Origin of the sequence: Streptomyces sp. NBC_00306 (assembly GCF_036169555.1) — a bacterium.
GTDB lineage: Bacteria > Actinomycetota > Actinomycetes > Streptomycetales > Streptomycetaceae > Streptomyces > Streptomyces achmelvichensis.
In genome coordinates this window covers 7,811,197-7,828,242 of the sequence record NZ_CP108032.1, presented here as the reverse complement: position 1 = coordinate 7,828,242, position 17,046 = coordinate 7,811,197, and the positions used below count along the sequence as shown (strand labels likewise).

Sequence of the window (17,046 nt, the reverse complement as noted above, 5' to 3'; positions counted from 1 at the left end):
CCGCCGGTTCAGGGGGGTTGCGTGCACTGGGGAGGCATGCGGTGAGAGTGGGGTCGGGCCTCCAACGGGCCCAGACGTTCATGGTTCTGGCCACCGGTCTGTACCGGGCCAGCCACTTGGCGGTCGGCGTGCTCGCCGTCGTGCAGCATCACCGGGAGAGCCCCGTGGCATGGCTTGCGCTGGCGGTTGCCCTCGCCGTGAGCGTGCTGGTCTTCGCCACGGCCCGGTCCCGAGGCTGGTTCGGCACCTGGCCCCCGTTGGCGGACGTCGTCGTCGTGGGTTGCGTCCTGCCGTTCGCGGTGTACGCGGGCGGTATGCACCGCACGGAGGACATCGCCTGGGTGATGCTGCTCGGCGGTTCGGCCAGCGCGATGGCGGCCGTTGCGTTCGCGCGCCCGGCCGCGGTGGCCGGCGCGGTCGGGGCGCTGGCGGTGACACACGCCGCCGGGTACTGGCCCACCGGCGCGGACATCGCCGTGATCGCCGCACACCTCAACGCCATCCTCTCGTCGGCCGTTCTGGCCCGGGTCTTCTGGTGGTACCTGCGCCGACAGGGCCGCGCCCTGGACGAGGCGACCGCCCAGGCCGTCGCCGCCGAGGCCGGCCGGGCTCGCTACGCCGAGCGGATCGCGCACCACCGCGCCCTGCACGACACGGTGCTGGCGACGCTGACAGCGATCGCCCGCGGCCACGCCGACGCCGACGCACCGCCTGTACGGGAACGCTGCGCCCGGGAAGCCGCCTACCTCCGCCGGCTCATTCAGCAGCACGCCGAGGAGGAGAGAGCACCGGGTACGGCGGCGGCGATGGAACGAGCCGTACGGTCGTCGGAGAACCTGGGACTGCGGGTGAGTGCCCAGTACGACAACCTGCCTGAGATACCGGCGCACGCGGCCGAGGCCCTCGCCGACGCGACCACCGAGGCGTTGAACAACGTGCTACGGCACGCGGGGACGGGGCACGCCCATGTCACCGTCGTCGGCGAGGGCGGTGGCAAAGCGGTGGTGGTGACGGTCGTCGATCAGGGTGTCGGCTTCGAGCCGGCCACCGTGGTCAAAGGGCTCGGACTGCGCTCCTCGGTGCACCTGCGGATGTCCGAGGCGGGCGGCGCAGCGGTCGTCGACAGCTCACCCGGCGAGGGCACCCGCATCGAACTGCGATGGCCCGCGTGATCACCGTCGCCGTGGTGGACGACGACCGGATGCTCCTCGACGGACTGAGAGTCTGGCTCGACGGAGTCGCGAACGTACGTCTGGCAGCGGCGGAGTGCACGGTCGACGGCCTCTTCTCCGGAACGCAGACGGCGACGTTGCCCTATGACGTGGTTCTCCTGGACCTGGTGCTCGGCGACAACTCACAGTCCTCGGACAACATCCGCCGGCTGCGGGCCGCGGACAGCCGTGTGCTGGTCATCAGCACGGTGGCGGACCGCCGGCGGATCATCGCCGCGATCGCGGCGGGCGCCGACGGCTATCTGACCAAGAGCCACGATCTGCCGACGCTCGTCGGAGCGATCGAGCAGGTGGCACGAGGCGAGACGGTGCACTCCGCGGAACTGGCCTTCGCCTGGGCGCACGACAGCGCCCCCGACCGGCCCGGACTGTCGCCCAAGGAGCGCGAGGTGCTCCTCGGATACGCCTCGGGACTCACCCTGAAGGCCACGGCCCGCCGCGCCGGTGTGAGCCCGCACACGGCCAAGTACTACCTGGACCGGGTGAAGGAGAAGTACCAGCAGGCCGGACGCCCGACCTACACCAAGATCGACCTCGCCGCGCGGGTGCGGGAGGACGGCTGGGCAGCCGAGGGGTAGCGCGTCACCGGTCTGTCAGCGGCGGTGAAAGCGCGCGGCTCGGAGGAGACGGTGACCGGCCTGAGAGCTCTGCTCGGCCGAACATGGAAGAGCCGGCCCCGGGTACTCGGCGCCGCATCACCCCCGAGCTGTGGAGATGTCATGACGGGAAGTACGGGCGACCGGCGAACCGCGCGATTCTGCAAGGCATGCGGCACGCCCGCCGGGAACGGCAAACTGTGCGAGCACTGCGGGGCGGCTCTCGACCTGCCCGACCCGGCCGGACTGGTCGAAGACGAAGGAGCGGCGGCACGACGCACCGTTGAGGGGCGGGACGAAGGCCCGGAGAAGTAGCGCACCGGCAGACGGGCATCCTGCATCGCGACAGCGGCGTTCCCGGCCGGACAACCAGTGGCACGAGGCGAGGCCCCGGCTCTTGACCTCCGCCGGGGCCTCGCGACGTACCGGCTCTCCGGCCGGCTCTGACTCAGTGCTTGAAGGTGTCCTTCGACTTCTCCTTGGCCTCACGGGCCTTGCCGCGGGCCTCCAACGCGCCGCCCTTGGCCGCAGTGGTCTCGTTGCCCATCGCGTGGGCCGCCTTCCGCAGGGCCTTACCGACGCCCTGCTCAGCCTTGGCCTTGGCCTTTTCTCCGGCACTCATGTCGGTCCTTTCGTAGAGCCACTCATCGACCCACCTGCCCCTCGCCCCGGAGTTGAACCGGATCCTGTCTGCGAACCTGTGGGACGCTCGTGGCGCTGTGCGCCTGCGGGCATGCGCTGAGTCACTCCGCCGGCCAGAGGCCCCGGAAGGGGGACGCTTTCGACGGGCCGACGGCGGTCCTCCCGTGGCGGGCAGGCCCCGTGGAACACCTGGGCCATGTGCGTGGTCCTGGGCCATGTGCGTGGTCCGCCCACCAGCGTGCCCCGACGTCGTCAGCCGATCCTCAGGTGTCGTGGCCGTCGAGCTCAGCAAAGTCTCGAGGGTTCGCGCGCCTCGGATGTCGAGAACGTCCGGCCCGCTCCGTCCCAGGGACACGAGCGGCCACTGGGACGCGCTCGACAACGACGAAGGAGCGATCACCATGCAGCCGAACGAGATCACCGAGATCCTGAACCGACCGATGAGCCAGGAGCTGCTGGCCCGCGACCTGACCCGCATGGCCTACGTCGCCAAGGACGGCACACCGCGCAGCATCCCGATCGCGTTCACCTGGAACGGCTCGGAGATCGTCCTGTGCACCACGAAGAACGCCCCGAAGCTGCCCGCGCTGCGCGAGCACCCGGCGGTTGCCCTGACCATCGACACCGAGGTCCACCCGCCGAAGATCCTGCTCATCCGCGGGCGGGCCGAGCTGGACGTCGTCGACGGCATCCCGGACGAGTATCTCCGGATGAACGGCAGCTACGAGATGACACCCGAGCAGCGCATCGAGTGGGAGGCCGAGGTCCGCTCGCTCTACGACGGCATGGTCCGGATCGTCGTCACCCCGACCTGGGCGAAGCTCATCGACTTCGAAACCACCTTGCCCAGCGCGGTCGAAGAGCTGATCCGGCAGCGGGCCGAACGTCAGGGCGTGTGAGATCAATGCGGCCAGAACGGGCGCTTCCGCGAACCGCACCACGTTTCCGGGCTCCCACCGGGCCGGCTGCTTCGCAACGGCCGTGTCCCTGACGGGACAACTCCGCGCCGCAGGGTTCGGCCGTCCTCGTACCGCCGAAGAGGGGCCGTTCGGAGGACCGTCGGGAGTGGCGGGTGGGCCAGGGGTGGAGCCTGCTCCTACGTTCGGGCGCATGACGAACACACCCACAGACCGTGCGCAGGCGCCCACCCGGCGCGGCGCGCTCGCCGGGCTCGCCGCCGGGGCGGGGGCAGTCGTGCTGTCGGCGGCGTCGACCGCCTCGGCGAACTCGTCACCCGCGTCCGCCACGGGGCGTGGCGCCGACGGTTCCGCCCCGCCCCCGGGGCCTGACGCGTCGCCGACGCCTGGTGCCATGCAGTTGTTCACGGACCCAGGGCTGAACTTCGGCGCGCTGCTCGCGCTCGGCGGCGCCGGGTTCGGTTCGTCCGAGGTCGGCGAGGTGCTCACCGCCGTCAACGCCATCAATGCCGCCGGGGCGAACGAGCAGACCTACACGGCCGAGTTCCGCCAATGGGGAGAGCGGTTGACGGCTACCGCCTCGCGGCACCGCCAGACAAGACGTGCCCGCTCGCTGCGCGGCGCCCAGTACTTCGGCCAGGCGCTCTTCTTCGTACTCGGCTCGGACACCCCCGGTGACGAGAAGAAGCTCTATCTGGCGGGACGCCGGGCGTGGGACACCTTCGCCCGGCTGTGCACGCCCGCGGCGATCACCGACGACGTCCCGTACCAGGACGGGGTCTCGATCCCTGTCTGGTTCTTCCGGCCCGACGACTCCGGCAGGCCCCGGCCGACCGTCATCCTCACCAACGGCAGCGACGGTCCGAACGTCGACATGTGGACCTACGGTGTCGCAGCCGCGCTCGCCCGCGGCTGGAACGCCCTCGTCTACGACGGCCCCGGCCAGGGCCAGTTGCTCTTCGTCGACCAGCTCGTCTTCAGCCCTCGCTGGGAGCAGGTGGTCTCGCCGCTCGTGGACTGGCTGGAGCGTCGCAAGGACGTCGACGCCCGCCGTATCGCGCTGACCGGCCTCTCCATGGGCGGCAACCTCGCGCCGCGCGCCGCGGCGTTCGAGCACCGGATCGCCGCCCTGGCCGCACTGCCGGGCTGTCTCTCGCCGTGGCTGGGCTTCCCGGAGGAGCTCCGGGCCATCGTGACTCCCGACAAGGAGGAGACCAACCGCATCTGGAACGAGGAGGTCGCTCCCCAACTGACGCCGTCCGAGCAGTTCGTGATCAAGAAGCGGATCGAGCCCTTCTCGATCCCCGCGATGCTCGCGGCCCGGCAGGGGCAGCTCTTCACCGACTTCTGGACTCCGGCGCAGCGGATCATGGCGCTCGACATCACCGGAATCGTACGCCGCATCGAGTGCCCCACCCTGGTTCTCGACTACGAGGACGAGGCCTTCTACCCGGGTCAGCCACGTGAGTTCTTCGAGCTGCTGCGCACCCGCAAGGAGTACCGGCTGATGCGGGCGGCGACCGGCGCCCAGTTGCACTGCTCGCCGATGGCGCCCCAACAGCACTGTGAGGTCGTCTTCGACTGGCTGGAGGACACCCTGGGCCGGGGTGACCGCCGGTAGTCGGTGGCCGCCGGGAGCTGACGTCGGGTCAGGTTCATCGACTGCAGCGAAGGGGTTGGTTCATCGGCAGCATGGCCGAGGAACCAACCCCTTCCGCCTGACGCTAGACCCCTAGCTTCTTCATCGAGGTCAGATGTGCGAAGACGACGACGTTGGCCGAGTAGCCGCTCTTTGCGTTGAACCGTCCACCGCACGTCATGAGTCTGAGTTCCGGACGAGCCGTGGACCCGTACACCTTGTCGTCCGGGAACTTGTCCTTCGTGTACGTCTTCACCTCGTCGACGGTGAAGACCGCGACGCGCCGGTCGGCCCGGTTGACCTTCACCTTGGCACCTTTGCGCAGCACGTTGAGGTTGAGGAAGATCGCCGGTCCCGTGCGAGTGTCGCGGTGCCCGACGAGCAGGGCAGTACCCGCGTCACCGGGCGAGGGACCGTTGCGGTACCACCCCACCTGCATCGGCTTGTTCAGCGGCGGGGTGCCGAGTCGGCCCTTCTTGTCGAGGCTGAGACCGGTGATCGGGGCCTCGATGAAGATGGTGGGAATGGTGACTTTCACCGGCCGCGAGCCCACCAGAGGTTCCTGCGAGGGCTGTTGTGACGGTGGGGCACCGCCGCCCGCGGCGTCATCGGCGCGGACGGCGGTGACCGAGGAATCGTCCGACGAGTCCGAGCACACCCATACGATGCCGGTCAGCAGCGCAAAGGTCACGGACAGCGTCAGAGTGAGACGGCATGCGCGACTCGGTCCCCGCCGTCGCGGCCGTCGGCTGTGGGCCCTATGCCTCGTTGCGGGCACGACGCCGTGCGGATCGGCGAACCATGACCAGGGCCGCTACTCCGGCCGCGCCGACGGTCAGGGCGGCGGGCGTGGCGAGGCTCGACTCGTTCTCGGTACCGAGGTTCTCCATGTCCGGGACGCCACCGGCACCGGCGGGTACCGCACCGGAGGGCTTGCGGTACTCCCCGCCCTTCTCGCCGCTCTCCCCGTTCTCACCGTTCTCCCGGTTCGCACCGTTCGCACCCGGGCCGATCTCCGCGGGTCGGTTGCTGTCGCCGCGCTGGGCGCAGTCGACCTTGAAGGCCCTCTGCTTCGGGCCCGACGGGACGGTCCACACCAGCTGGTATGTCCCCTCCGGGAGGAGGTATCTGTCGCTGCGCGCCGCGCCGTTCACGAGGGGCAGCGTGCTGGCCAGGGTGTCGCCCGGGGGAGTCGTCGGGGGCTGCGCGGTGATCGTCCACGGCACGGAGGGGTACGACTCGAAGTTGGTGGCGACGAGGTTGAACGCACAGACCTCGACTCCGTTTTCACCGCGCGAATGCCAGCCAGCCGAGGAGACACTGAGGTCACCACTGTCTCCGGGCGCGGCATAGGCGGCGGGTGCGCCGATCACGGTGACTCCAGCGATGGCGACTGCGGCGGCCACCGTGGTGCCCGCACGAACGCCGCCGAGGCGGAGGGAAGCGGAAAGCTGCATGCTGAACTCCTTCGAGCCGGGATGATTGTCATACAGATCAGCCGTCGCCCATGAGATGCCATGAACCTTCGGAAGAAGGTGTCAAAACACCACAAAGCTCTTGCAATTACCCGACTGGCCGATAGCGGCACCGGAGTGGACGCGCGCCCGACCCGCGTGCGGCCTGCGCCGCCGCACCACATCAGGGACGTATGCACCTCCGGCCGGCCGGCGCGTGTCGGGTCGCGCCGACACGCGGTGACCAGGTCAGCCACCGCCCGGCGCAGGGCGCGAATCGCAGATGCCGCAACCAAGAAGGCCGTGAGTCAGGGCCGGGCCGGCCTCGACCCTGCTGAGGATTCACCGGACACACGGCGGCCGTCACCGCCCGACCCTGCACGGACCCCAGCCCTCCGCACCCGGAGGACCCCTCACCCATACCCGTGATACTAATACCGGTATAAGTATTGGGCAGCGCACACGGCAGGGAGCCACGCATGGTGGAGATCAAGACCGACACGGCACTGGAGGCGATGCGGGAAGCCGGGCGCGTCGTCGCCCACGCACTTGCGGCCGCCCGTGCGGCGGCAACCGTGGGAGTTCGCCTGCGGGAACTCGACGAAGCCGCCCGCAGCGTGCTCACCAAGGCTGGAGCACGTTCTCCGTTCCTGGGCTACCAGCCCTCCTTCGCCCCCGTCCCCTTCCCCGCCGCACTCTGCACGTCCGTCAACGACGCCGTCTCGCACGGCATCCCCGACGACTACCGTCTGCGCGACGGCGACCTGGTCAGCCTCGACTGCGGAGCCGAGCTCGACGGCTGGACCGGCGACGCGGCGATCAGCTTTACCGTCGGCACCCCTCGCCCCGCCGACCGTGAACTCATCGCCGCCACCCGGCAGGCCCTGGACACCGGCATCGCCGCCGCCACCGTCGGCCACCGGATCGGGGACATCTCCCATGCCATCAGTACGGTCGCCCGCAAGGCCGGCTGCGGTATGCCGTCCGACTTCGGCGGCCATGGCATCGGCCGCCAGATGCACGAAGACCCCCACGTCCCCAACCACGGACGACCCCGCCGCGGCTTCCCCCTGCGCCACGGCCTCACCCTCGCCATCGAACCCATGTTCATGGCCGGAGGGCACAACGAGTACTACACCGACCACGACGGATGGACGCTGCGCACGATCGACGGCAGCCGAGCCGCCCACTTCGAACACACCATCGCCATCACCGAGGACGGCCCTCGCATCCTCACCCTGCCGTGACCTCAGGACCGCTCACGCCCGGAAGCCGGACGCGCGGCCACGCCCGACCACCGAACACGGATTGAACGGCGCGTGGGAGCAGGCCAGTTGGCTGCCACCAGCGGCTGGCGCGCGGTCCGCTCGGCTTCCGCCCCGACGGCTCGCGCCGGTCCACCTGCTCACCCGTCAGATCGCCGCGAGACCATCAACGGCAGTCAGCAGACCTCGCCCGGCCCCTTCGCCGTAGCCCTCAACATGTCCCGCACCAGCTCGAAGTCGATCTTCTCCGGCTTACGGAAACGCAGGCAGCCCTTACCCATGTCATGGCCCGCCAGCCGGTCGGCAAAGGCATCGCGGACGCCCTCCCGCAGCACATAGACGGAGATGTACTGCTTCTGGCTCGCGAAGGCGATCTCCGCCGTGCCGTCCCGCTCATAGGCAGGCATGTCGTATGCCATCACCTCGGTGAATCCCTGGAGCTCTCCACGACACAGCTCACGCAGCCGGGTCAAGGCCTCTCTGCGGTCCTCGGGGACCTCCGCGAGGTAGCCGTCCACGTCGTCAGCCTGGCTCTGCACCATGATCCGACCTTACTGCGCACGAGAGTGTGATCGACAGCCCGAACCTGCACCTCGAGCCGTCGGTGAGCCTGCTGCTCCACACCGACGGCATCACCGAGGCCGTCCGGGTTTTCACCGCCGGCAACGACATGGAAGTCGACCAGGCTGCCCTCGTCCTGACCGCGACTTCCGCCGTCGGCCTCACCACCACCGCCTGAACAGAGGGTGGTGGGGCCCGACCTCGGGGTGCGACCTGACCAGCGCGGCAGCGGACGAGGCCTGTCTCCCACGGCCCCCGGGGCCTCTCAGCCGATGGGAAGTGCCTCGCGGCGTGCCAGCCACTCAGGCGGCACCTCGTCCACGCCCGTACGCGCCCCCACGATCCCGCCCGTGATCGCGCACGTCGTGTCCACGTCGCCGAGGCCTTCGGCCGTGGACCACAGCGCCGCCTCCAGGTCGTCCTGGTGGCGCGCGGCTGTCCAGACGGCGAACGCGACCGTGTCGTCGGCGCGGATGCGCTGTCCGTTGCCGAGGAGGTCCGCCGCCTTCCACGGCGCGGTGGTGAAGGGGAGCCTGGCGGCCCGGAGGAGACCGTCACGGACCGGACCGGGCGGCGTGCGGTCGGCGACGGACCGGATGGTCAGTTCACCGCGGGTCGACAGGGCCGCGGCCGTGGCCACCGCCACCGCGCCGGCCACCCCGTCGGGGTGCGCATGGGTCACCCGGGCCGACAACTCGGCCTGACGTGTGACCAGTTCGAGGTCGGCGGCAAACCAGGCGCCCAGCGGTGCGACCCGCATGGCGGCGCCGTTGCCGAGACTGCCGCCGTCGAAGAGTTCGGGCGCGTGACGGCGCCAGCTCGCCGGATCGTCGAGCAGTCTCGGCAGGAGGAGGTGCATGCCGTGGCCGTAGCCGCGGCCTTGATCCGCGTCGAAGGTGAGCGCGAAGCAGGCCGCAAGCCGCTCCTGGTCGATCTCGCCGAAGCGGTCCAGCACTTGATGGACGGCGAGAGCCATCGCGGTGTCATCGGTCCAGTGCCATTCGGGTTCCTCGGGCGTGCGCCGGGCCCGGATCTCGTCGGCGGCCCGCTCCCGCTCACGAAAGAGAGGGAACCAGCGCTCCCCGAACGCGTCCCCGAGAGCGAGGCCTTCGAGGCTGCGGCGGGCGGCTTCGCGATCGGCTCGCGCAGGAGTGGCAGTCATGGTCGCCATGCTGCCGGGCGGGCCGTGTCGCGTACATCCGTTTTCCGCGGAGAGGCTCCTGAGCTGCCCCGGAGGAACACCCTGTGCCCTCCCTCTCATCGAAGGGTCGCTGCGATGAGCCGAGTCGCCCGATGGGCACGCCACCGAAGCCGACCCGGCCGCTGTCGGGCAGAACGAGCCCGAGTGCGGTGCGCATCAGGGTGGACTTGCCGGCGCCGCAACATGGCGGGAACGGCAGGGAATCCGCACGGGAGAGCGCGTCTGCCGATGGGTCCGGTCCGGGATTCCGGACGTATGCCGATCGGCGCGCGGGGAGGGCCGATCGGCAGACCGGAGCAGCGGACCGATGCCATACCGTTCCGGTGCATGGCGAACTTCCCCGGCCGACGCCGGATACGCACCGAGATCGGCATGGCCCGGGCGCGACTGCGCACCGCCGGCCGGCGGACGAAGGTTCGGCAAGTCGTCCTGGCCGCCGTCGCGTTCGCGGCGGCGTTCGTCCTCTCCGACGGCGGACCGGCACTGAGTGCGGCAGCCGGTGCCGTGATCGCGGCCGCGTTGCCGGCACGGTGGGTCTGGCCGTCGCTCGCCCTGCTGTCGGTGAGCGTGCTGCCCGCATCGCTGGCCATACTGTTCGCGCTGCCGATGGTCGCCTACGGGGTGGGGCGCCGCGTCGGGCCTTCGCCCCGCAGAGCAGGCGTACTCGGGCTCGCCTCCGCTCTCGTCCTGGCCGTCCCCTTCGTCTGGTCCGACGAGGACTCGTGGGAGATCACCGCGATCGGCGCTGCGACGTCCCTGGTCCTCCTCCTTCTGTTGCCGGCGGGGCTGGGAGTCGTCGCAGGTGAACGGGCGAGCCGCCTCTCCACGCTCCGGGAACGCAACGCCCTTCTCGAGCAGGCCCACCGCCTCAGCCACGCCCAGGCGGTACTGCAGGAACGGACACGGATCGCCGGCGAGATGCATGACCTCCTCGGCCACCGGCTGAGCCTCATCGCGTTGTATGCCGGCGCTCTGGAGATGCGCACTCAGGCAGGCGGGCCGGACATGGGCAAGGAGGCCGCACTGGTCCGTACGACCGCGAAAACCGCTCTCGACGAGCTGCGCGGGATCCTCGGCATCCTCCGGGTCGACGCACAGCCGCGAAACTCCGAAGGACCCGACGACGATCTGGGCACCCGCGCCGACCTGGAGGGGCTGGTCGAGGCGTCTCGCCACGGCGGCCTGCCGGTCGAACTGCGCTGGAGCGGCGACGACCTGGCAGGCATCGACGCCCACACGCGCCGAGCGGTCCACCGGGTCGCACGCGAGGCACTCACCAACGCCCACAAACACGCCCCGCGATCCCCCACTCTGATCAGCGTGGACCGGGATGCGGCGCAGGTCCGCGTGCAGGTCTCCAGCGAGTTGCCTCGCGACGGTCCGACTACGCCCCGAGCCCCCGGGACCGGTCTCGGACTGGTCGGGTTGCGTGAGCGGGTACGTCTGGCCGGTGGCACGTTCAGCGCCGGCCGTGAGGAACACGGCGCCCGGTTCGTCGTGACCGCGCAACTGCCGACGACCCCGCTCACCCGGCCGCCGCACCCGGCGGCGGTAGAACCGCTTGGCGGTACGGAGTTGACGGGTGCGGGTGCCGATCCTGCGTGGTCGCACGGCGCAGGACCGGACGGCGCGTGGGCCGACGTAGGGACAACGCAGGCCGGAGAAGGGGGTATCGGACTTCCCGCGCTCCCGGCAGCCGGGCCGCGTCGTGGGATGAAGGACTCCACGAAGATCGTGCTGATCGTCGTGGCCGGGGTGCTCGTCCTCCTCCTGGGCGCCGTCGCCCTGCTCGGCTACGAACTGTGGTCGTGGACACGGGAGATGCGGACGATCCCGCCAGCGACGTACCATTCCGTCGCCCTGGGCCAGAACCGGGAGCAGGTCGAACAGCAGATCGGCGACAGCAGCCCTCTCGCCCGGGAAACGGTCACCGCCGATGAACCGGCCGTTCCCGCCGGCGCCGGATGCAGCTACGTGTTCACCGCGCCCGGCGGCCGGTCCGACCCAACCGCCGTGTACCGTTTCTGCTTCGTCGACGGGACCCTGATCGAGAAGAAGCAGATCCCCATCCCTGATGAGATCCCCAGCCCGGGAGGCCAACGGTGATCCGAGTGGTCCTCGTGGACGACGAAGCCCTGATCAGAACGGGCATACGGCTTGTGCTGGAGACAGCCGGAGACATCGAGATCGTCGGAGAGGGCGGGGACGGCCACGAAGCCGTCGAGCTGATCCGCCGTCACCGCCCCGACGTCCTCCTGCTCGACATCCGGATGCCGAAGCTGGACGGACTGACCGCCGTGGCGGAGATCACCGAACTGGGCTCGAGCACGCAGGTGGTCATGCTCACCACCTTCGGCGAGGACGAGCACGTCGCCAGAGCCCTGCGCGCCGGCGCGGCCGGATTCCTGCTCAAGGACACCCCGCCGATCGAACTCGCGCAGGGTGTCCGCGCTGCCGCGCAAGGCCAGGCCATTCTCTCGCCGCAGGTCACGCGACAGGTCATCGACAGGTACGTCGGACCCGAGGACAACCGCGAACACGAGGCGAAACGACGGCTAAAGGTCCTCACCGACCGGGAGCGGGAGGTCCTCGTGCTGCTCGGTGGCGGGGCGTCGAATGCGGAGATCGCCCGGGCGCTGTTCATGGGAGAGGGCACCGTCAAAACCCACGTCAGCCGGATCCTCGCCAAGCTGGACTGCGGTAACCGGGTCCAAGCCGCCATCCTGGCGCACGATGCACGGCTCGTCCCGCTCGCCGGTGGCAAACTCACCGAGAAGACCACCCTGGAGTGACAACTCCCCGGCAACTGTGCGGGAGACCGGTCAACGGGGCAAAGCAGAAGCGGTGGACGGGTACGGAGTCCGAGGCAGCGTCGATCTTTGCCGCGTGGTAGCGGCAGTCGGCACCCTTCGGCGGAGCGGGTGTCTCCTCGACCGCCGCCATGGCCAGGTCCGACTGCTGCCGCGGCAGCTGCCTCACCACGTCGGACTCCGCCTGTCCGACGTGGATCGAGGCGTAGGTCTCCTCGGTGATGCTTCCCTCGTCCAGCTTGTCGTACAGCAGGTATCCCCCGATGCCCAGCCCGGCCACCACCAGCACCACGAGAACGCCGACGACCCACAGACCGACCTTCACTGCCTTGCTCACTTCCGGCTCCTTCGCTTGCCCGACCGCCGTTCTCCCGGCGTGACAGCAAGGTTCGTGAACCGGGCGCGGCCGGCACAGCCTCCGAAAGACCCCGTCCCCATCGTCCGTTCGTCGTTCCCCACAGGGACTTTCGGGGGACTCTGCGGCCGCGCCGGTACGGCAAGGATGGCGACGTCCCGGCACACAGCGAACAGGAGCGAACTCGTGGACATCTCGGACCTCCAGGCGCGGCAGCGTTTCCTCGTCCAGCAGAAGCTGACCCTGATGGGCAACCGGTACGTGGTGACGGTGGCCGAACCGGACGGCTCGGAGGGCGAGGTTGTGGCCTTCGCCGAGCAGAAGAGGCTGGCGTTCAGGGAACGGGTCACGTTCTACACGGATGACTCCAGACGGCAGGTCCTGTTCGCCTTCAAGGCCCGTCAGGTCCTCGACGTGGGAGCCACGTACGACGTGACGGACGCGTCGGAGAACGTGATCGGCCTGTTCCGCAAGAACTTCGCCGCTTCCCTGCTGCGCTCGACCTGGCATTTGCAGCAGCCGGGCGCGGTCGAATCGGCCGGGAAGGAACGGAACATGTTCGTCGCCGTCCTGCGGCGGGTCTGGAACGTGATCCCTTTCACCGACTGGCTGCCCTTCGCCTGGCCGTACCACTTCGACTTCACGGCCGGCGACCGTGAGGTCATGTCGGTGAACAAGAGGTTCGGGCTCCGGGACAGTTACGTACTGGACATCCTGTCCCCCGACGTCGACCGCAGACTCGCCATGGCTCAGGCTGTCGGCCTGGACGCCCTTCAGTCCCGCTGACGCCGGATCCCCGGTTCGTGTGTGCGCCCCCGTCCTCGCCGCGTGGCGGGGCGGGGCGGCACCGCCCCGCCACAGCGCTGCTCACCCGCGGCACCGCATACCGGCTGACGTACGGCAGCAGCATCGTCTCGCGGGGGTTCACGATGGCGGCGGCGGGCTTTCGCTGCTGTTGGGCCGCGGCCCCGGTGACACTCCGACCGCGGTCCTTGCCACGGCTGGAGATGAACTCCGCAGCAGGTCGGCAGATATAAGGTCGACCCCCGACCGACGGGAGGCGCGGCGCATGCGCGTGACGATGGCGAGTGGTGCGGCGTGGGACGGCCGGGCGAACGAGGACTTCACCGGCGCCGTACCGACCGCAGCAGTACTGATCGACGGCGCCGGTATCCCCGGCAGCGAATCCGTCTGCCGACACGGCGTGGCATGGTACGCCGGCCACTTGGGCGGCAGCCTGCTCGGCCTCCTGTCACTCACGGGGGACCGTTCTCTTTCCGCCCTCCTCGCCGAGGCCATCGAGGAGGTGACGGACCACCACCGGAACACCTGTGACGTCACCGACCCCATCAGCCCGTCGGCGACCGTCGCCGTCCTGCGTGTGTCCGGCGGTCAGTCCGGCGGTCAGTCCGGCGGTCATGTCGAGTATCTCGTTCTCGGTGACTCGTTCCTCGTGCTCGACCGAGCGCACGGTGAGCCGCTCGTCGTGTCCGATCCCCGTGAGGTGATCATCAGCGGGGAGTACGAGCCCGCACTCGAGGCCGCGGCGGACAGCAACGAGCACCAGCGACTCCTGCGGGACCTTCGCGCCCATCGGAATCGGCGGGGCGGCTTCTGGGTGGCCAAGGACGACCCGCGCGCGGCCGACGAGGCGATCACCGGAAGCTGTCCGATCTCCGAGCTGACCGGTGCCGCCCTGCTCAGCAATGGGGCCGCCCGTATCGTGGACCCGTTCCGGCTCGCCGACTGGCCGGAGGTTCTGGACGTGTCGGCGTCGTGCGGACCCGCCGAGATCATCCGTCGTGTCCGGCAGGAGGAGGTGCGCCTGTCGGTGGCAGCGGACGATGCGACGATCGCCTATTGCACGGAGCTCGGCGGGCCGGTCGCCGGCCCGAAGACACCTGACGCCCCCCTAGCCGCCGCCACGCTCCTCCCCCGCTCTTTCTGCCGGTCAGTTGCCGGTGCCGGGTGCGGTCGGTACTCACATGTGGTGATCCCAGCCGATGTCCCTGCCGCGGCGCACCCTCAGGCTCGCGCACCGTGCACGTGCCGTGAGGTGGTCCTCGTCCCGTACGCCCGAGCCGAACGCGCGGTTGAGCCGCACGCGGTGGCCGAGTTCACCGAGCCCGAGCACCGGATGGCACTGGATGGCACTGGAGTGTGCGGCCGGCCGATGTGCCTTTGTCACCACCAGCGACCGGGTGTTCTGACAAGCTCCAACCATGTGCGGTGGAAAGGCCGTGTCGTCCACGGCCTGTCCACCGCACCTGAGCCGACCTTCCCGCGCGGCACACGCGCCAGCCTCTCCGGAGCCATCGTGTACAGGTCACGAGAATGGATCCTCGACCGGATCCGCCAGGACCGCCGGAACAACCCCGGGTTACCCGTCCACGTACTCGCCGCGCGGAACCGGGTATCGCAGGCCACCGTGGCCGCCGCCCTGTCGCTGCCCGAACCGGCACGCGCGAAGGAACGCCCCCGCAGCCTGCTGGATCCGGTGAAGACGCCGATCGACCTGATGCTGCTGGAAGAGCAGACCCGCCCTCCGGAACACCGGTACACCATCAAGGTGATTCTCGAACGGCTGAAGACCGAGCACGGATTCACCTGCGCCTCGTACTCCACCGTGCGCGACCATGTCCGCGCCCGACGGATCCAACTCGCGCAGGGCAGAACACTCCAGACGAAGAACTGAGCTTCATCGCTCCGGCAGCCCACCGCCACCCCCGTTGTCAGTGGCGGCTCCTATCGTGGTGATCGTCGAGAGACCGCACGTCACCACCACGGGGGATCCATGTCCACAACCGACTTCGTCGTGCCCGCGCACGCACTTCCTGCGTCCATCACGCACGAGGCGACCCGCCGCCGCCTCACCAGGACCGGACTGCCCGCGGAGCATCGGCTGATCCGTTTCGCACCGCTGGCCGAGTCCCGGGTGGTCTCCGTTCCTGCGCTGCTCGCCGAGGGAGCTGACCCTGCCCAGCTCGATCCGTACATCGCGGACCTGCTGCTGATCGGACATCTTCGGATCGACGAGTACGACGCTCAGGAGGTCGTCCTCGACGGCGCCAGCGGGCGGGTCTTCAGCATGGACCTCTTCGAGAAATCGCCGGGCCTGATCGACGTGATCCCTCTCGCCCCCTCCCTCGACGCGCTGGCACGGTTCCTCGAGCACGTGGACGACTTCCAGTCGACGCGGGGGAGGTTCGCCGCACTGGCCGGCCGGACCGGACCCGACGCGGTGGCAGAGGCATCACGTCTGCTGATGTCGGCCTTCACCGACGAGGACTGGGGCCACGAGGGTTGGGGCACAGTGCACCCGCCGTCGGAGTGGGAGCATCCCCTTCCCGCCTTCTGGCGGATCGCTGCTGTGATCCGGCCGCTGGCTCTGGTCGCCGGACCGGGCCAGGGCCTTCGACTGGACCTGCCCATCGGGTTGTTGGACGACGAGTTCGGTCCGGACGAGATGGTGCGCATCGAAGCGTCGGCCCTGCCGGCGGCGCTCGTGCACGAGCCCACCCGGCGCTTCCTCACCGAGGTCGGCCTGCCCCGCGACGGCATCATGTTCGGCATGGACGGCGATGACACGCCCCTGCCGACTCTGCCGGAGGACCGTGCATCCTCCCAGCGCAACCCCGCCCACCGGCATCTGTGGAACGGCACCGACGAACTCCCGCCCGACGCGGAGCACATGGTCGTTCTCGGTGGCCTGATGCACGACTTCATCGTCCTGATCGACGGGCGCACGGGCGCTCTGCACTACGCGGAGTACAACGCCGACCGCGTGGTCCCGGTCAACGCCGACATATCGACGCTGGCGTTCACCGTGTGGATGCACAGCCGGGAGGGACGACTCGACGAGGAGCACCACTTCACCCACGACTTCTATCACCAGCTCGCCGAGACGATGACCGAGGTTCTCTCGTCGGTGGACCCGGTCGCCTGCCTTCCCGCGACAGACGAAGACGACTACCGCTACTGGCCGGAGGTGTTCCACGACGAGGCGGGAGCCGTGCTCTGAGTCCGATGGCGAGCGGCCTCGCTGCCGGTCGGTGAGGGGCAGCCACCGACTCTTCTCAGGTCACCGCCCTGCCCTGGGGCCCGCTGACCCGCCGGGCACGGCTTCGTGAACGCGGTCGATGGCTACCGGGTCGGCTTGCAGACCCGGCACACAACCGGGTCTCCGCGCCGCGCGAAGAGCACGGAGCGTCCGTTGGCCTTCCCGATAAGAACCTCGGTGACCGTCGCACCGCTGGCACTGGTGTGGAGGCCGTCGAAGGCGAGCCCTACCTCAGCATCCTCACCCGGCGCGTTCAACAGCTTCCAGATCCCGCTGCCATCGAACGAGGGGCCGTCCTGCGCCAGGATTCGGGA

General features: G+C 69.7%; 18 protein-coding genes and 1 pseudogene. 12 read left to right on the top strand and 7 right to left on the bottom strand.

Going from position 1 to position 17,046, the window contains the following annotated elements:
- Positions 1-41 precede the first annotated feature (41 nt).
- The 3 genes from OHA05_RS34990 to OHA05_RS34980 all read left to right on the top strand — a co-directional run bounded on the left by OHA05_RS34990 (position 42) and on the right by OHA05_RS34980 (position 2,143).
- Positions 42-1,172, top strand: coding sequence for a sensor histidine kinase (locus OHA05_RS34990; protein ID WP_328862806.1), 1,131 nt, complete (start codon positions 42-44; stop codon positions 1,170-1,172).
- A complete protein-coding gene (locus OHA05_RS34985; RefSeq protein ID WP_328862805.1) occupies positions 1,160-1,810 on the top strand; it encodes a response regulator in 651 nt (216 codons plus the stop codon). The genes OHA05_RS34990 and OHA05_RS34985 overlap by 13 nt, the downstream gene beginning before the upstream one ends.
- A 141-nt stretch (positions 1,811-1,951) precedes the next feature.
- Positions 1,952-2,143, top strand: a complete 192-nt coding sequence (locus OHA05_RS34980; RefSeq protein WP_328862804.1) for a hypothetical protein — start codon at positions 1,952-1,954, stop codon at positions 2,141-2,143.
- Between the two features lie 133 nt (positions 2,144-2,276).
- Here OHA05_RS34980 and OHA05_RS34975 read toward each other — a convergent pair whose 3' ends face one another.
- The gene (locus OHA05_RS34975; RefSeq protein ID WP_313942206.1) at positions 2,277-2,450 is read right to left on the bottom strand and encodes a hypothetical protein; all 174 of its coding nucleotides are present in this window, start codon (positions 2,448-2,450) and stop codon (positions 2,277-2,279) included.
- Between the two features lie 421 nt (positions 2,451-2,871).
- Between OHA05_RS34975 and OHA05_RS34970 the strand changes: the two genes are divergently transcribed.
- Positions 2,872-3,369 carry a pyridoxamine 5'-phosphate oxidase family protein gene (locus OHA05_RS34970; RefSeq protein ID WP_313942207.1) on the top strand — a complete coding sequence of 166 codons (498 nt, stop codon included), beginning with the start codon at positions 2,872-2,874 and terminating at the stop codon, positions 3,367-3,369.
- Between the two features lie 211 nt (positions 3,370-3,580).
- The gene (locus tag OHA05_RS34965) at positions 3,581-5,008 is read left to right on the top strand and encodes an alpha/beta hydrolase family protein (RefSeq protein ID WP_328862803.1); all 1,428 of its coding nucleotides are present in this window, start codon (positions 3,581-3,583) and stop codon (positions 5,006-5,008) included.
- A gap of 103 nt (positions 5,009-5,111) precedes the next feature.
- Here OHA05_RS34965 and OHA05_RS34960 read toward each other — a convergent pair whose 3' ends face one another.
- The gene (locus OHA05_RS34960) at positions 5,112-5,717 is read right to left on the bottom strand and encodes a class F sortase (RefSeq protein ID WP_313942209.1); all 606 of its coding nucleotides are present in this window, start codon (positions 5,715-5,717) and stop codon (positions 5,112-5,114) included.
- Between the two features lie 67 nt (positions 5,718-5,784).
- Positions 5,785-6,483 (bottom strand): hypothetical protein, encoded by a 699-nt coding sequence (locus OHA05_RS34955; protein ID WP_313942210.1) that lies wholly within the window; start codon positions 6,481-6,483, stop codon positions 5,785-5,787.
- Between the two features lie 476 nt (positions 6,484-6,959).
- Between OHA05_RS34955 and map the strand changes: the two genes are divergently transcribed.
- Positions 6,960-7,727, top strand: coding sequence for a type I methionyl aminopeptidase (gene map, locus OHA05_RS34950; RefSeq protein WP_328862802.1), 768 nt, complete (start codon positions 6,960-6,962; stop codon positions 7,725-7,727).
- 194 nt (positions 7,728-7,921) lie between these two features.
- Here the strand turns inward: map and OHA05_RS34945 are convergent, their stop codons facing one another.
- Positions 7,922-8,287, bottom strand: coding sequence for an iron chaperone (locus OHA05_RS34945; RefSeq protein WP_328862801.1), 366 nt, complete (start codon positions 8,285-8,287; stop codon positions 7,922-7,924).
- A gap of 26 nt (positions 8,288-8,313) precedes the next feature.
- Between OHA05_RS34945 and OHA05_RS34940 the strand changes: the two genes are divergently transcribed.
- On the top strand, positions 8,314-8,484 hold the full coding sequence (locus OHA05_RS34940; RefSeq protein WP_328862800.1) for a hypothetical protein: 171 nt from the start codon (positions 8,314-8,316) through the stop codon (positions 8,482-8,484).
- Positions 8,485-8,571: 87 nt separating this feature from the next.
- Here the strand turns inward: OHA05_RS34940 and OHA05_RS34935 are convergent, their stop codons facing one another.
- Positions 8,572-9,477, bottom strand: coding sequence for an ADP-ribosylglycohydrolase family protein (locus OHA05_RS34935; protein WP_313942214.1), 906 nt, complete (start codon positions 9,475-9,477; stop codon positions 8,572-8,574).
- A gap of 357 nt (positions 9,478-9,834) precedes the next feature.
- Between OHA05_RS34935 and OHA05_RS34930 the strand changes: the two genes are divergently transcribed.
- Positions 9,835-11,613, top strand: coding sequence for a sensor histidine kinase (locus tag OHA05_RS34930; RefSeq protein WP_328862799.1), 1,779 nt, complete (start codon positions 9,835-9,837; stop codon positions 11,611-11,613).
- Positions 11,610-12,299, top strand: coding sequence for a response regulator transcription factor (locus tag OHA05_RS34925; RefSeq protein WP_328862798.1), 690 nt, complete (start codon positions 11,610-11,612; stop codon positions 12,297-12,299). The genes OHA05_RS34930 and OHA05_RS34925 overlap by 4 nt, the downstream gene beginning before the upstream one ends.
- Here the strand turns inward: OHA05_RS34925 and OHA05_RS34920 are convergent.
- The gene (locus OHA05_RS34920) at positions 12,274-12,654 is read right to left on the bottom strand and encodes a hypothetical protein (RefSeq protein WP_328862797.1); all 381 of its coding nucleotides are present in this window, start codon (positions 12,652-12,654) and stop codon (positions 12,274-12,276) included. The genes OHA05_RS34925 and OHA05_RS34920 overlap by 26 nt on opposite strands.
- Before the next feature lie 264 nt (positions 12,655-12,918).
- On the opposite strand from OHA05_RS34920, the gene OHA05_RS34915 reads away from it, so the two are divergent.
- Entirely contained in the window at positions 12,919-13,458 is a 540-nt protein-coding gene (locus OHA05_RS34915; protein WP_443043860.1) for a hypothetical protein, read from the top strand.
- Between the two features lie 169 nt (positions 13,459-13,627).
- Here OHA05_RS34915 and OHA05_RS38305 read toward each other — a convergent pair.
- Positions 13,628-13,873, bottom strand: a pseudogene (locus tag OHA05_RS38305) (hypothetical protein); the annotation flags it as partial.
- Between the two features lie 3 nt (positions 13,874-13,876).
- Between OHA05_RS38305 and OHA05_RS34905 the strand changes: the two are divergent.
- Positions 13,877-15,367, top strand: a complete 1,491-nt coding sequence (locus OHA05_RS34905; protein WP_443043813.1) for a hypothetical protein — start codon at positions 13,877-13,879, stop codon at positions 15,365-15,367.
- A 99-nt stretch (positions 15,368-15,466) separates the two neighbouring features.
- Positions 15,467-16,693, top strand: a complete 1,227-nt coding sequence (locus OHA05_RS34900; protein WP_328862796.1) for an SUKH-4 family immunity protein — start codon at positions 15,467-15,469, stop codon at positions 16,691-16,693.
- Positions 16,694-17,046 lie beyond the last annotated feature (353 nt).